Raw genomic sequence first — 15,278 nt, 5'->3', positions numbered from 1 at the left:
GTTCGGCTGTTCGGCCCGAGCCAAAGCCACCTTCCGTCAAACTATCGCAGCCCAGCTCTCCCGGATGCATCCCAGGCGTTGGTCGAAGCCCTCGCTGAGCTGCGGCGTTCATTGTACTGAGCGTGGTTCGGCCGCACCTTTAGTCGGCAATTGTCAGCGCCTCGATGGCCAAAGTGACCGAGCCGTCGAACGCGCAGGACGGCGCACTGGCCACGGCAATATCCGCGACCAGATGGCCCGGGATCGCAAACTCGGCATTGCCAAGGTTGGCGGTGAGTCGGCCGACGATCCGGTCGGCGTTCGGTCCGGGGACGCGCAGCCACAGCAAATGCGTTTCGCCGGTGAAAGTTAGCGATTGCCAGTCCACCGACTGGATTTCGCTGAGTAAAATCCTACTGGATTGATCGCCGGTGCGCTCAAGCAGGGCGCGCAGCAGCCCCGATGCCGCGCGTGTCATCGCCATGGTCAGCATTGGGCTGCCTCCAGGAAGTCCCGGACGCGTTGGACGGTCACGGGACGGGGCTCACGACCCTTTCGCAAATCGAAGACAAACCGAGGGTCGCCAAGGGCTTCACGTCCAAAGCGGGTGGGAGCCGTGTGGCTACGGCGAAGAAATTTCTCTATCTCTCGAAGCAAGTACACTCCTCAATTCCTTATTATCCAGAGCGACTCGGCTGCACATTATTTCCCAACGCATTTCCTACTTGTCTAGGCACTTACCTATAATTAAGGAAAAGATATGTGGTCTGAACCGCGCCTGGTCATCGAACGCCTCTGTGCGGAGCGAGGTGAAGACTTCGCTGGATTGTCGCGGATGCTCGGGCGAAATCCGGCCTATATCCAGCAGTTCGTCCGCCGCGGGGTGCCCAAGCGGTTGAAGGAAGCCGAACGGCGCAAGCTCGCCCGTTATTTTGCCATATCCGAAGCATTGCTGGGCGGTCCGGCCGAAGATGAGGGCGCGGACGGCCTGGTGCCAGTGATGCGGGTCGCGGTCCGCGCGTCGGCGGGACCCGGGGCGATCGTCCCGGCGGAAATGGCCAAACCCTATTTTGCCTTCGACGGACGGTGGCTCAAGGCGCTGACGGGAACCTCGGCCGGCAAGCTGTCGATCATCCGCGTCGAAGGCGATTCCATGTCGCCAACCTTGAATGCCGGCGATGACATCTTGGTCGACCCGTCCGATTGTGCCGAACGCGTGCGCGACGGCATCTATGTGCTGCGGATCGACGATGCGCTGGTCGTCAAGCGGATCGCGCTGCATCCGGTTGGCCGTCGGGTCACGGTGCAATCAGACAATCCGGCTTATCCCGACTGGCCCGACTGCGACATGGCAGGGATCGCCTGCATTGGCCGCGTCGTCTGGGCGGGCCGCAAGATCGATTGAGCGGCTACCGCCGCCGATCGAGCAGCCAGACCAGCAGCGCCAACGCAATCCCCAGGCCGGTGCCGATGAGCACGCCCTTCATCGGTACGCCCGTCGCGACCCCCAAGATGGTTCCACCAAGGATGCCGATCATCAAAAAGATGCCGCCTGAGCGGGCGTTGCGCGTGACCATGCCGCGCCATGGCAGAAGTGGCTCACGGGCTCCAGCGGCAATGCGCCCGAAGATGGTGAACGCGGCGTTGACGATCTTCGTCGGCAGTCCGGAAAGGGGTCCGCCCGTACATGCTCCTGCATGGATGCACTTTTCATCAGCGGGCGAGTGGCACTTGCCGACGCCTCCGAGCTTCTCAGCCGCTTCGGCGACGACGCCGGCTACGAAGCCGCGGCGCTGGCCGACTTGAGCCGCGACGCCGGCAATGTCGTTCGTTTTTGTCATTGGCGGCAGATCGAGCGAGTAATCGCAACGTTGAGCAGCGACGAGGTTCGCGGCACCATTCATTAGGTTTCGAAGCGAATAAGCTCGACGCGCGCCGTTCAGACTGGCGCGGTTCAGGACGGCTGGCTACGCTAGCTCAATGAATTGGCGGGGAGTGAACAGGCAAGACAAGCGCTTGCTAGCGATTGGAGCCTGCTCACGGCGGAACGCTGCGCAGCTGTTGTGCGCGACCGCGCTGGCACTGGCGATGACCGCGCCGGCGCTCGCGCAATCGGCGCCACCCTCCGATCCGGCTGAACTCAATCCGTCCGCGCCGCTCGCGCCGTTGCCCGATCTCGGCGTCGATTGGCCGGATCCTGGATCCATCGACCAATCCGTACTTGACCCGGCTCCAGTGGGCGCGGCGAGCGAGCCGAGGGCTATTCCGGCTGCGCCGTCGGTCAGCGAGAACCAGCCCGCCGACGCGGCGGCGGAGCTCCATTACAGCACCGTACTCGAAGGGCTGGAGGCGATCGGCTCAACCGCCGAGCTGATCGCGGCGTTCAACCAGCAGTCGGCGCTGCACAAGAACCGCAACGAAGCGGTCAATGCCGCCCAGATCGACCGCCGCTCGCGCGCTGACGCCGATTTGCTCGCCGAACTGCTGCGCAGCCAAGGCTATTACGACGCCATGGTCGAGCCGAGCATCGAGCGGGCGGCAAAATTAATCCAGGTCGTGCTCAAGGCCGCGCCGGGCGCGCAGTATCGATTCCAGTCGGTGGAACTGCCGGGCCTCGATGCGGCAGGTCCAGAAGCGCCCAAGTTGCGCGAAGCTTTTGCCGTCAAAGCCGGCGACCCGGTCATCGCCGAGAATGTGATTGCGGCCAATGTGGCGCTTACCGTTGCGCTTGGCGAGCAGGGCTTCGCGCTGGCCAAGATCGGCGATCAGCAGGTCGTCATCGATCACGAGCTACATACGGCGCAATTGGTGCTGCCGGTCTCGACCGGACCGCTGGCCAGGTTCGGGGTAATAACCGTCAATGGCAAACCGCCGTTCAGCGCGCGGCACGTTAGCCTGATCGCTCGCTTCGATCCGGGGGAACCGTTCCGGCGATCAAAGGTCGATGATCTTCGCCGGGCGTTGATCGCCACCGGGCTGGTGGCATCGGCCGACGTCAAGGTCGTGCCTGCCGCCGACGGGCGCACGGTCGATCTCGCCGTCAATCTCGAGCCGGCGCCAATGCGCACGATTGCCGGCGAACTCGGCTACGGCACCGGCGAGGGCATCCGCGCCGAGGCCAGCTGGCAACACCGCAACTTCTTCAACCCCGAAGGGGCGCTGACCGTGCGCGGGGTAGCCGGCACCCAAGAGCAGCTCGCCGCCGTCCAGTTCCGCCGCAGCAATTTCCGCCGGCGCGACCAGGTGCTCAACCTGCAAGCACTGGCCAGCCACGCCAACCGCAGCGCTTATGAGGCCAAGACCGTCCAGGTGGGCGGTAGCATTGAGCGCCAGAGCAATATCATCTGGCACAAGAAGTGGACGTACAGCCTTGGCGCCGACCTGATCGCGACTGACGAACGCGGGGTGTTCGACTTGCTCGGGTTGAAGGCCACCAAGACGTTCCTTATCGCGGCCGTGCCAGCGACGCTGGGTTATGACGGCAGCGACGATCTGCTCGATCCGAGCCGGGGCTTTCGCCTGGGCGGGCGGATCAGCCCCGAAATCTCCGCCCACGGCGGCAGCTTCGCCTATGCACGGACGCAGATCGACGCCAGCGCCTACCGGCCGGTTTCGTCGAGCGTAGTCGTCGCTGGGCGCATTCGGCTGGGCACCATTATCGGCGCCCATTCGCTGTCGATTGCACCGTCCCGGCGGCTGTATGCTGGCGGCGGCGGATCGGTCCGCGGCTATGGCTATCAGCAACTCGGCCCGCACGACATCGACGGTGACCCGATCGGCGGGCGGGGCTTGGCCGAATTCGCCCTCGAAGCGCGGGTTAAGCTGAAGGCGTTCGGTGGCAATTTCGGCGTCGTCCCGTTCCTCGATGGCGGAAACCTGACGACCAAAGCCTGGCCGGGCCTGAAAAATTGGCAATTCGGCGCCGGCGTCGGCGTGCGCTATTATTCAAGCTTCGGCCCGATCCGGATTGACGTCGGCACGCCGCTCAACCCGCGGGCCAGCGATGGCCGGATCGCGGTCGTGGTGTCGCTCGGGCAGGCATTCTAGCGTGGCCGAAGACGCCCTTGCCGTCGATCGCGCGGACCCGCCCCGACGCCGGCTCCGGCAGGATTGGCCGCGCCGGCTGGCCAACGAATTGCTGGCGTTGTTGCTGGCATTATTGATCCTGATTGCGGGCGCTTTGGTATTGCTCGACACTGCGCCCGGTCATCGCTTCATCGTCGATCGCCTGGCAAAGTTCGAAACGGCCTCGGGCCTCAACATCCGCGTCGGTCGTATCGAAGGGTCGGTGTTCGGCAAGTCGAAGCTCAAGAATGTCTCGGTTGCCGACGGCCACGGGGTGTTCCTGACCTCACCCGAAATCGAGCTCGATTGGGCGCCGGGCGCGTGGCTTTACAATGTGCTGCACATCGATCGCGTGTCGGCGCGTCAGGTGCGCCTGATCCGCTTGCCCAAATTGAAGCCGACCGGCCGCAAGGGGCCGATCCTGCCCGGCTTCGATATTCACATCGGCGAGCTGGCCATCGACCGGCTTGAGCTTGGCCCGGCGATTACCGGGCAGGCGCGTAGCGGCCGGGTGCGCGGGCAAGCGGACGTCCGGGCGGGCCGGGCGATGGTCGAGCTTCGGGTCGCGGTCGACGGCGGTGATCGCGTGGCTCTGAAACTGGATGCCGAGCCCGACCGCAACCGCTTCGACATCGACCTGGTCGCCAAGTCGCCGGCCAATGGCCTGTTGCCGGCGATTGTCGGGACCAAGCGCTCGATCGACCTGACGATCAGCGGCGACGGCAGCTGGAGCCGCTGGCGGGGTCGCGCGGCGCTCGACCTGTCGGGCCGGCCAACCGCGCGGCTGGCGCTGGCCGCAGACGCCGGGCGCTACCGGCTGGCGGGCGACATTGCGTCGGCCCAATTCCTCAAAGGCAAGCTTCAGCGGCTAACCGAGCCGGTGGTTCGGGTGCGCGGAGACGCGCGTTTGCAGGACCGGATTCTCGATGGCGAGCTGGCGCTGACTTCGCCGTCGCTGCGGGCAGTGACGCGCGGCGCGCTCGACCTCGCCAATAATCGCTACCGCGCGGTCCGGGTCGGGATCGACCTCACGCGGCCCCATGCTTTGTTCCCCAACATGACCGGGCGCAACGTGCGGATGGTCTGGACGCTCGACGGACCGTTCGGCCGGTCGATCTACGCCTATCGGCTAAGCTCGCCGGGGGTGAAGTTCGACAATAATGGCTTTGTCGACGTGCATGCCGAAGGGCGCGGCCAAGGGTCGCCGTGGCCGATGCGCGTGCCGCTGCGCTTGCAAGCGCGGGCGATCACCGGGGTCGGCGATGTCGCCGGCGCCATTCTCGCCAACGCCCGGCTCGAGGGCATGCTGACCATCTCCACCAGGCTCGTTCGCGGCGAAGGGCACAAGCTGACCAGCAGCAAATTGAACGGCAAGGTGTCGCTGCTGATCGATCTGGTCACCGGGCGGTTCGAAATCCTCATTTCCGGCGGCATGACCCGCTATCTGATTCCGGGTCTCGGCATTGTCGACGTGACCAGCGACCTGAAGGTTGTGCCGGGGCCGGGCGGCCATGGTTCGCGAGTCATCGGCAAGGGCAAGGCGTGGGTGCGCCGCCTCGACAACAGCTTCTTCCGCGACATCGCCGGCGGCCTGCCGCGGATCGAGACCGATCTCGAGCGTGGCAGCGACGGCATCGTCCATTTCACCAACCTCCAGCTGTTCGCGCCCAAGCTTCGGCTGAGCGGCACCGGCCAGCGCATGCGCGACGGCACGTTCCACATCGTCGCTAGCGGCCGGCAGGCGAAATACGGTCCGCTCAAGATGATTCTCGACGGCCACATCGAGCGGCCGCGCGTCGACCTGTTGTTCGATCGCCCCAACGATCCGATGGGCCTCAAGGACGTGCGCTTGCTGCTGGTCCCGAACCTGGCCGGGTTCGATTATACCGCCAACGGGGCGTCGCGCCTGGGGCCGTTCACCAGCAACGGGCAGATCCTGTTGCCGACGGGTGGCCGAGCGACCGTCGCCATTGCGGCGCTCAACGTCGGGGGGACCACGGCAAGCGGCAATTTACGATCCGATCCCGGCGGTTTCACCGGCACGCTGGCACTGGTCGGCGGCGGTCTCAACGGGAGTCTGGCGTTTGCGCCGGTCGCCGAGGCCCAGAAAATCGAAGCCCATCTCAGGGCCAATGGTGCGCGCTTTCCCGGTATCTTCGCGGTCCGCTCGGGCCGGCTCGACGGGACCATCGTACTGGCCGACGCGCGCACCACCATCGACGGCGTGGTCGACGCCCGCGGGTTCGAGGCGACCGGCATCACCCTGGCCCGCCTCACCGCCAACGCGCATTTGATCAACGGCAGCGGCCAGGTCCGCGCCGCGATCGCCGGTCGCCGCGGCGCCGCCTTCGACTTCGCCACGCTCGCCAACGTCACGCCCGAAAGCGTCCAGTTGACCGGGCGAGGGCAGATCGAGCGCCGGTCACTCGTCTTGCAGCAGGCGGCGGTGCTGACCCGGTCGGGCGATGGTTGGGCTCTGGCGCAGACCAATTTCAGCTTCGCCGGCGGCACCGGCACGCTGTCGGGCCGCAGTGGCTCGCTGCCTGAATTGCACGCGCAAGTGCGCGCGATGCCGATGCAAATCCTCGACATCGGCTGGCCCGGCCTCGGCCTCGAGGGTTCCGCCACCGGCCGCCTCGATTATGCCTGGCAGGGCAACCGCAGCGGCCGCGCCGACCTCCAGATCCGCGGGCTGAGCCGAGCCGGGCTGGTGCTCGCTTCACAACCGATCGATGTCGGGTTGGCCGCGGTCGTCAGCGGCGACAAAGCCGCAGTGCGGGCGGTGGCGGCGAGCGGCGGCAAGACGATTGGCCGCGCCCAGGCCCGGTTCGCGCCGTTGGGCCATGGTCCGCTGGTCGCCGAGTTGATGAATGCGCCGCTGTTCGCGCAGCTGCGCTACATTGGGCCGGCCGATACCTTGTGGCGCCTATCGGGCACCGAAGTGATCGACCTTTCGGGGCCGATCGCAATCGGCGCGGATATCGGTGGCCGGCTGGTTGATCCGACTATTCACGGCTCGCTGCGCACCCAAAACGCGCGGCTGGAAAGCGCGGTTACCGGCATGGTCATCGACCAAATGGCTTCGGACGCCCGCTTCTCCGGCCCCAAGCTGGTATTCACCCGGATGACTGGCCGAACCAGCGGCGGCGGCGCGATTGACGGAACGGGCACGGTGACCTTTGCGGGCGGGCGCAGCTTGCTCGACCTGAGTTTCAACGCTCGCCAGGCGCTGCTGCTCAACCGCGACGACATCGCTGCCCGGGTGACCGGACCGCTGCGCATCCATTCAACCGCAGAGGGCGGGACGATCTCGGGCAAGCTGACCCTCGACAAAGGTCGCTTCCAGCTTGGCCGGGCCAGCGCCGCCGCGGCGGTTCCGCAACTGCAGGTTATCCACCGCGGGCTCGACCCCGCCGATGTGATCGAAGTTTCGCAATTGCACCCATGGCGATTGGATTTAGATGTGACAGGGCGGAGCCTGGATGTGCGCGGGCTGGGGATCGACAGCCTGTGGACGACCCAGCTGGCGATCAGCGGGACCGCCGACTCGCCGCGCTTCACTGGCCGGGCGGATCTGGTTCGTGGCGATTATGAGTTCGCTGGCCGCAACTTCCGCCTCGATCGCGGGGTCATCCGCTTCCGTGGTGAGAGTCCGGTTGATCCGTTGCTCGATATCCACGCCGAAGCCCAGGTCCAGGGCCTCGACGCCAGCGTGCGGGTGACGGGGACCGGGTTGAAGCCAGAGATCATTTTCGCCAGCGTCCCGGCACTACCGCAGGACGAATTGTTGTCGAGGATCCTGTTTGGCACGTCGATTACCAACCTGTCGGCGCCCGAGGCGCTGCAGCTGGCGTCCGCCGTCGCGGCGCTCAATTCAGGTTCGGGCAGCCTCGACCCGATCAATGCGCTGCGGCGCGCGGTCGGCCTGGATCGGTTGCGGATCGTACCGGCTGACATCGCCACCGGGCAGAAGACCGCGCTGTCGGCGGGCAAATATATCGGTCGCAAGCTGTTCGTCGAAGTCATCACCGATGGGCAGGGCTATTCGGCGACGCGGATCGAATATCAGATGACGCGCTGGCTATCCTTGCTGTCGTCGGTGTCGACCATCGGCCGGACCAGCGCCAACGTCCGCGTCAGTAAGGATTATTAGATCCGTCATCGCGAGGAGCGGAGCGACGCGGCAATCCAGTTGCGCCGCTGGATTGCTTCGCTACGCTCGCAACGACGAAAAAGGGGATTGGCCGCATGAAGAACTGGAACGTCCGCAAGGCGATTGTCGCGCGCGATGACATGCCCGAGCACCATCGGCTCGCGCGGACCTTGGGTTGGCCGCACCTGGTCGCGCTCGGTGTTGGGGCGATTGTCGGCACGGGCATCCTGACTTTGATCGGCGTCGGCGCCGCGAAGGCTGGGCCCGCGGTCATCTTGTCCTTCGCCATCGCCGGTGTGATCTGCGCCTGCGCCGCGCTCGCTTATGCCGAGGTGGCGACGATGATCCCCGCTTCGGGCTCGGCCTACACTTATTCCTATGTCGTGTTCGGCGAATTGATCGCGTGGATGATCGGCGTCGCCTTGATCCTCGAATATAGCCTGGTCGTCAGCGCTGTCGCGGTCGGCTGGTCGGGCTATGCCGCCGGATTTCTGCAATCGGTTGGGTTCGGCTTGCCGTCCGACCTGATCAACGGCCCCGAACTTGGTGGCATCGTCAATCTTCCCGCGATTTTCATCATCGTCGTGGTCGCCGGCCTGCTCATCGCCGGCGCCCGCGAGAGCGCCACGCTCAACGCTATCCTGGTGGTGATCAAGCTGGCAGCGCTGGCGCTGTTCCTCGCCGTCGCCTTTCCGGTGTTCGACGCCGCGAACTTCCACCCGTTCATGCCGTTTGGTTTCCCACGCAGTGGGCCGGCGGGCAGCGAAGTTGGGGTGATGGCCGCCGCCGCGATCATCTTCTTCGCTTTCTACGGCTTCGACGCCATCGCTACCGCCGCCGAGGAGGCCAAGAATCCCGATCGCGACCTCGCCATCGGTATTGTCGGATCGATGGTCGTCTGCGTGATCATCTACATGGCGGTCGCCGCCGCCGCGATCGGCGCGCTCGGCTATGACCGTTTCGCCAATAGCCCCGAACCGCTGGCGTTGATCTTGCGCGAAATCGGCCAGGGCTGGGCGGCGCGCATCCTCGGTGCGTCGGCGGTAATCGCGCTGCCGACCGTGATCCTGGCGTTCTTTTTCGGCCAGAGCCGGATTTTCTTCACGGTGGCTCGCGACGGCCTGCTGCCGGCCAGTCTCGCCCGTGTATCGGCGCGCGGCACACCGGTGCGGATCACGATTTTCACGGCCATCGTCGTTTCGATCATCGCCGGGCTGGTGCCGCTGGCGACCATCGCTGCATTGGCCAATGCCGGCACGCTGGCGGCATTCGTCGCGGTGTGCGCGGCAATGCTGGTGCTGCGCGTGCGCGAGCCGAACCGCGAGCGGAAGTTCCGCACGCCGTTGCCGTGGGTGATTGGCATCGGCGGCATCCTTGGCTGCCTCTATCTGTTCATCAGCCTGCCGGTGCGCACGCAGACTTTCTTCCTCGCCGCGCAAGCGATCGGCCTCGTGCTTTACGCCATTTACGGCAGCCGCGCCGCCGCCAAGGCGCGCGCCGCCGTTGCCAATGGTTGAACGCCGGGCGCATCGCCTGCGCAGCATCGTCGGCGGGTCGACCGGTAATCTGGTCGAATGGTTCGACTGGTACGCTTATTCGGTCCTGACGATCTATTTCGCTCCGGTGCTGCTGCCCGGCAACAGCCGCACCGCCGAATTGCTCAGCGCCGCGCTGATCTTCGCCGTCGGCTTCCTGATGCGGCCGATCGGCGCTTGGGTGATGGGCATTTACTCCGACCGCCACGGCCGCAAATCGGGCCTCGCTTTGTCGGTCGGGCTGATGGCCGGCGGATCGGTGATGATCGCCGCCGCGCCGACTTACGCCATGGCGGGAACGCTGGCGCCGGCGATCCTGCTGCTCGCCAGGATGCTGCAGGGGCTGTCGGTCGGCGGCGAATATGGCGCCAGCGCGACCTATTTGTCGGAAATGGCGCTCAAGGACCGCCGCGCGTTCTGGGCCAGCTTCCAATATGTGACCCTGATCGGCGGCCAACTGCTGGCGCTGGGCGTCGTCCTGGTCTTGCAGGCGACGATGTCCGAAGCGGCCTTGCAGGCGTGGGGCTGGCGAGTGGCGTTCGGCATTGGCGCCGTGCTGGCGTTGGGAGTCTACGTCCTGCGCCGCAGGCTGGCGGAGACCGAGGCATTCACGGGGCAGGCCAAGGACCGGCCCAAATCGTCGATCGTCAAACTGTGGGCCGACCATCCGCGCGAGTTCCTGATCGTCGCGGCGATCAGCGCCGGCGGTTCGATCGCGTTCTACGCCTATACCACTTACCTGCAGAAATTCCTCGTCAACACGACCGGTTTTACCCGGCCGACCGCGACGCTCGTGATGACCGCCGCTTTGGTCGTGTTCATGGCCATCCAGCCGCTGTGGGGGCTCGCCGCCGACCGCTGGGGGCGCAAGCCGATGCTGTTCATCTTCGGGTTCGGCGGGATGCTGGTGTCAGTCCCGGTGTTTACCGCCCTCAGTCACGCCGCGAGCCCCTTGGGTGCGTTTGGTCTGACGCTGATCCCGTTGACCATCCTCGGCGCTTACACGGCGATCAGCGGCCTGATCAAAGCCGAGCTGTTCCCGCCGCACATCCGCACGCTAGGCGTGGCGCTGCCCTATGCGATCGGCAACGCATTGTTCGGCGGCACGGCCGAATATGCCGCTTTGTGGTTCAAGAACGCCGGCATCGAGAGCGGCTTCTATTGGTATTTGACCGCGATCATCGGCATGGCGACGATCGGGTTCTGGATGATGCCCGAAACCAAGACCACCAGCCTGATCGCCGAGAACTAGCCTCGCGCGAGTTAGTGCTTGAGATAGCCTTCGAGAGAGTTCTGCAGCTCATTGAGCGACAGGCGCCCCCATTTGTCATCCCACGCCGAACCGGTCTCGATGCCGTCGCTGAGGTAGGCCGGCGGCTGCCAGCGGATCGGCGCGACCTCCGGCTTTGCATGGGCGAGCCTGCCGAGGTCGAACAGCAAGTCAAACGTTAGCCCAGCCTGGTCACCCATCGCCCATGCGACTTTGCCGAAAATTGTTACTTCGTTACCGAGGTCGAGCAGCAGCGCCGCGCCAACCGGGAGCGGCATGCTGCAATCGATCAGCGCGCCCGTGGTCGAGATATTGCGCAGCCGCACCGATGTGCTGGCGTGGTTGTAGTGGATGAGGCCCGACCAGATCAGCGGATGCCGGGGATCGGTCCGACGATGGTCGCTTTCGGATTTGGAGCCGTCGCCAGCCGGCTGCGGCGCGGGCGGGGGCTCAAGCACCAAATCGGGAAAGTTGCGGGCGAGGACCGAGTTCAGCACGGCGATACGCTCGGTCAGCGAGCATTCGATGTGTGTCTCGTGGGCGAATTCGAGCCCGATCCGGCCATCCCGGATCCACCGCACGGCGCATTCGACGGTGCCGTTCTCACCCAGATGAAGATCGACCCGGTCCCACAGCTTAGGCGTGATTTCGGCGCTGATCATCGCCCCGCCGCCGGACAGATTGACGAGCTGCGCATCCAGTGACCGGCTGCCGTGGGTCACGCGCACGGCTTCTTCGATCAGGCGGTGGCGGTCGGCGTCACGGCTATCCTGCAGGCGGCTTTCGGCGCGGGCAATGGCGACGCTCTGAAGAGCATCGGGCTTGGCGCCGCGCGGGCGCTTGCTGCCGATCAGAGACCGCCGTTCGGGCTGTTCGCCGCCGAAAATCTGCGACCTGATACTGTTCATCCATCCGCTCCGCAGTCGTGTGCCCGCGCATTATGGGCGCGACAGGGTTACGGAATGGTGTCCATCAGCCCGAGTAATACATGTCGAACTCGACCGGGCTCGGCGTCGTCTCCCAGCGCATCACCTCTTCCCATTTCAATTCCATGTAAGCGTCGATTTGGTCGTCGCTGAACACGTCGCCGCGGGTCAGGAAGGCGCGGTCATTGTCGAGCGACACCAAAGCTTCGCGCAAGCTGCCGCACACCGTTGGCACGTTGACCAATTCCTGCGGCGGCAGATCGTAGAGATTCTTGTCCATCGGGTCGCCGGGATGGATGCGGTTCTGGATCCCGTCGAGACCGGCCATCAGCAGCGCCGAATAAGCGAGATAGGGGTTGGCGAGCGCGTCGGGGAAACGGAACTCGACGCGTTTGGCTTTCTCGCCCGCGCCATAGGGGATACGACACGAGGCCGAGCGGTTGCGCGACGAGTAAGCCAACAGCACCGGCGCTTCGAAGCCCGGGACCAGGCGCTTGTAGCTGTTGGTCGTCGGGTTGGTGAAGGCGTTCAAGGCGCGGGCGTGCTTGATTACGCCGCCGATGTAATAGAGCGCCATTTCCGACAGGCCGGCATAGCCGTTGCCAGCGAACAGCGGCTTTTTGCCCTTCCAGATCGACATGTGGGTGTGCATCCCCGAACCATTGTCCTGGGCGATCGGCTTGGGCATGAACGTCGCGGTCTTGCCGTAAGCGTGGGCGACCATGTGGACGACATATTTGTAGACCTGCATGCGGTCAGCGGTCTCGACCAGCCCGCCATAGGTCAGGCCCAATTCGTGCTGGGCGGCGGCGACTTCATGATGATGCTTGTCGCACGGCAGCCCCATCTCAATCATGGTGGCGATCATCTCGCCGCGGATGTCCATTGCGCTGTCGACCGGGGCGACGGGGAAATAGCCGCCCTTGGCGCGCGGCCGGTGGGCGAGATTGCCGCTGTCATATTCGCGCCCCGTGTTGGTTGGCAGCTCAATGTCATCAAGGCGGAACCCCGACGCGGCATAGCTATCTTCGAAGCGGACGTCGTCGAACATGAAGAATTCGGCTTCGGGACCAACGAACACGGTGTCGCCGACCCCGGTCGCCTTGAGATAAGCTTCGGCGCGGGTCGCGGTCGAACGCGGGTCGCGACCGTAGAGCTCGCCGGTTGACGGTTCGACGATGTTGCAGAACAGGATCAGCATCGGGGTGGCGCTGAATGGATCGACGTAGGCGGCGTCCAAATCCGGCTTGAGGATCATGTCGCTTTCGTTGATCGCCTTCCAGCCGGCGATCGAACTGCCGTCGAACATGAAGCCGTCGGTCAGCATGTCTTCGTCGATCACGCCCGAGGCCATGGTCAGATGCTGCCACTTGCCCTTGGGATCGGTGAAGCGGAGGTCGACCCAATCGATCTCCTCGTCCTTGATGCGTGAAAGCGTCTTGCCCGCGTCGGTTGCCATGATGTCCTCGCTCGATGTTCGTTACCCCAGCGTTGGCCAGGATCCTGATGTCTTGCTCTCGGCAAACGCCACCTGGACCTCAGCCTGCGCCGAGGCGACACAATGCGAATCCGAAGCTTGCGACGCACAGATTCCAGATCATCCCCGAAGAGTCAGGTGGGCGGCGAATATTTCACGTCGTTCGACCCCGAAAGGCGCCCGACCTCCGTACTAACGAAATTGCACGACTGCTCTCTCACTCCCCTATGCTGACGCCGAGTCGCACTTTCGCCCAAGGGTCTGGGCCGATTCGGAGAAGCGATGAACTTCGCTTAGAAGAGCTGCGCCGAATCGCCCTCACGGGAGCGATCGGCCATGCCCAGCAAGTCCAAGGAAAACATCCAGCTCATCCAGCATGAACTCGCCCGCAAAGGTTTCGACCCGGGCGTAATCGATGGAATTTGGGGCCGGCGCACCGAGAAAGCGGTCCGGGCGTACCAGGCATCCGCTGGCCTGCTCCCGGACGGGATCGTCGGTCCGATTACCTGGCGGTCGCTGTTCGGCAACGATGCGGTCGACGACCAGTTCAATAGCCCGGCGGTGCCGTGGTTCCAGGAAGCGCGTAGGCTGATCGGGATCAGGGAAAAAGTAGGTCCCGGGAACGAGCCAACGATCATCAATTGGGCGAAGTCGGCGGGAATCTCCTATACCGACGACGACATCGCTTGGTGCGGGCTGTTCGCCGCGCATTGCGTCAGCGCTACGCTTGCTGACGAGCCGCTCCCGAACAACCCGCTCGGCGCCCGCCAGTGGAGTAACTTCGGCGCTCCATGCGAACCCTGCGTCGGCGCGATTTTGGTGTTCTGGCGCGAAAGCCGGACAAGCTTCAAGGGCCATGTCGGCTTTTATGCGGGAGAGGAAAGCAGCGGAGCGTATCATCTGCTGGGCGGAAACCAGAGTAACGCGGTGTCGATCGCGAGGATCGCTCGTGACCGGCTGCTCGAAGCGCGCTGGCCCGCGACCGCTCCCATGACGGGCGAAAAGGTGCTGGTCACCGCTACCCAGACCATGTTCTCCACCAACGAGGCATGACCGGTTGCCCGCGGCGCGCGATTCAGGAGGCTCCTCGGAAATGGCATCACTGCCGGTTGCACCGCGGGAACAGTTAGAATGCCCGGCGCTGGGCGGCGACGAGCATTCGCAGCAACATAGCCACGGGGCGGGGCACGCCGACCTTGCCCTCGAGCCACAGGCTGACCGCCGAGCGGCTGACCCCAATGGCGTGGGCGAGATCGTTCTGGGTCCGATATCCCAGGGTCCGCATCGCCGCGCGCAGCTCATCGGGCGCCATCGAGGCGAGGCGTTCATCTCTGGGAGCATCGGCGGTGAGCGTCTCGGCTGCGGAACTGGAGTCGGCCATCGTTGGGCTCTGTAGCCGGACGGCAAGCGCCCGGGGAAGGGCTTCAACGTCATTGCGAGCGTAGCGCGGCAATCCAGTTGCCTTGTTATCGCTGGATTGCCGCGTCGCCTCGCTCCTCGCAATGACGGCTGGAGAAGGCGTCAAATGGCGTCGGCGCCGGTATCGCCCGTGCGGATGCGGATGGCTTGTTCGATGTCGGAAACGAAAATCTTGCCGTCGCCGATGCGGCCGGTGCGGGCGGCGTTCATGATTGCTTCGACGACATTGTCGACCAAGGTTGCCTCGACTACCACCTCAATCTTCACCTTGGGCAGGAAGTCGATGACATATTCGGCGCCGCGGTAGAGCTCAGTGTGGCCTTTCTGGCGGCCGAAGCCCTTGACCTCGGTGACGGTGATGCCGGAAACGCCGACATCGTGGAGCGCGTCCTTGACGTCGTCGAGCTTGAACGGCTTGATGATCGCTTCGATCTTCTTCATCCGGCGACCATGC

At 64.8% G+C, this 15,278-nt stretch carries 12 protein-coding genes; 6 read left to right on the top strand and 6 right to left on the bottom strand.

Annotated features, from left to right (window positions below; all coding sequences use genetic code 11):
• Positions 1 to 139: 139 nt before the first annotated feature.
• Positions 140 to 472 carry a hypothetical protein gene (locus RMO25_RS10350; protein ID WP_309662521.1) on the bottom strand — a complete coding sequence of 111 codons (333 nt, stop codon included), beginning with the start codon at positions 470 to 472 and terminating at the stop codon, positions 140 to 142.
• 267 nt (positions 473 to 739) lie between these two features.
• Between RMO25_RS10350 and RMO25_RS10345 the strand changes: the two genes are divergently transcribed.
• The gene (locus tag RMO25_RS10345; RefSeq protein WP_309662520.1) at positions 740 to 1,384 is read left to right on the top strand and encodes a S24 family peptidase; all 645 of its coding nucleotides are present in this window, start codon (positions 740 to 742) and stop codon (positions 1,382 to 1,384) included.
• 4 nt (positions 1,385 to 1,388) lie between these two features.
• Here RMO25_RS10345 and RMO25_RS10340 read toward each other — a convergent pair whose 3' ends face one another.
• Positions 1,389 to 1,883 carry a hypothetical protein gene (locus RMO25_RS10340; protein WP_309662519.1) on the bottom strand — a complete coding sequence of 165 codons (495 nt, stop codon included), beginning with the start codon at positions 1,881 to 1,883 and terminating at the stop codon, positions 1,389 to 1,391.
• Between the two features lie 157 nt (positions 1,884 to 2,040).
• Here RMO25_RS10340 and RMO25_RS10335 point away from each other — a divergent pair, with 157 nt between their 5' ends.
• From RMO25_RS10335 to RMO25_RS10320, 4 genes are all read left to right on the top strand, one after another.
• Positions 2,041 to 4,026 carry a BamA/TamA family outer membrane protein gene (locus RMO25_RS10335; RefSeq protein ID WP_309662518.1) on the top strand — a complete coding sequence of 662 codons (1,986 nt, stop codon included), beginning with the start codon at positions 2,041 to 2,043 and terminating at the stop codon, positions 4,024 to 4,026.
• The gene (locus RMO25_RS10330; protein ID WP_405051869.1) at positions 3,983 to 8,197 is read left to right on the top strand and encodes a translocation/assembly module TamB domain-containing protein; all 4,215 of its coding nucleotides are present in this window, start codon (positions 3,983 to 3,985) and stop codon (positions 8,195 to 8,197) included. The genes RMO25_RS10335 and RMO25_RS10330 overlap by 44 nt, the downstream gene beginning before the upstream one ends.
• A gap of 95 nt (positions 8,198 to 8,292) precedes the next feature.
• Entirely contained in the window at positions 8,293 to 9,714 is a 1,422-nt protein-coding gene (locus RMO25_RS10325) for an amino acid permease (protein WP_309662516.1), read from the top strand.
• Positions 9,707 to 10,984 carry an MFS transporter gene (locus RMO25_RS10320; RefSeq protein ID WP_309662523.1) on the top strand — a complete coding sequence of 426 codons (1,278 nt, stop codon included), beginning with the start codon at positions 9,707 to 9,709 and terminating at the stop codon, positions 10,982 to 10,984. The genes RMO25_RS10325 and RMO25_RS10320 overlap by 8 nt, the downstream gene beginning before the upstream one ends.
• An 11-nt stretch (positions 10,985 to 10,995) precedes the next feature.
• Here RMO25_RS10320 and RMO25_RS10315 read toward each other — a convergent pair whose 3' ends face one another.
• Both RMO25_RS10315 and glnA read right to left on the bottom strand, forming a co-directional pair.
• Positions 10,996 to 11,910: a PilZ domain-containing protein gene (locus RMO25_RS10315; RefSeq protein ID WP_309662515.1), complete on the bottom strand. Its 915-nt coding sequence runs from the start codon at positions 11,908 to 11,910 to the stop codon at positions 10,996 to 10,998.
• Positions 11,911 to 11,974: 64 nt separating this feature from the next.
• Positions 11,975 to 13,387, bottom strand: coding sequence for a type I glutamate--ammonia ligase (gene glnA, locus RMO25_RS10310; RefSeq protein WP_309662514.1), 1,413 nt, complete (start codon positions 13,385 to 13,387; stop codon positions 11,975 to 11,977).
• 354 nt (positions 13,388 to 13,741) lie between these two features.
• On the opposite strand from glnA, the gene RMO25_RS10305 reads away from it, so the two are divergent.
• Positions 13,742 to 14,458 (top strand): TIGR02594 family protein, encoded by a 717-nt coding sequence (locus tag RMO25_RS10305; RefSeq protein WP_309662513.1) that lies wholly within the window; start codon positions 13,742 to 13,744, stop codon positions 14,456 to 14,458.
• 73 nt (positions 14,459 to 14,531) lie between these two features.
• Here the strand turns inward: RMO25_RS10305 and RMO25_RS10300 are convergent, their stop codons facing one another.
• Positions 14,532 to 14,786, bottom strand: coding sequence for a helix-turn-helix domain-containing protein (locus tag RMO25_RS10300; RefSeq protein WP_309662512.1), 255 nt, complete (start codon positions 14,784 to 14,786; stop codon positions 14,532 to 14,534).
• 140 nt (positions 14,787 to 14,926) lie between these two features.
• Positions 14,927 to 15,265 (bottom strand): P-II family nitrogen regulator, encoded by a 339-nt coding sequence (locus tag RMO25_RS10295; RefSeq protein WP_309662522.1) that lies wholly within the window; start codon positions 15,263 to 15,265, stop codon positions 14,927 to 14,929.
• Between the last annotated feature and the right edge of the window lie 13 nt (positions 15,266 to 15,278).

The organism is Sphingomonas sp. (assembly GCF_031361285.1).
GTDB lineage: Bacteria > Pseudomonadota > Alphaproteobacteria > Sphingomonadales > Sphingomonadaceae > Sphingomicrobium.
Note: the sequence above shows the minus strand (reverse complement) of the source record. Positions and strands in the feature narration are given on the sequence as shown.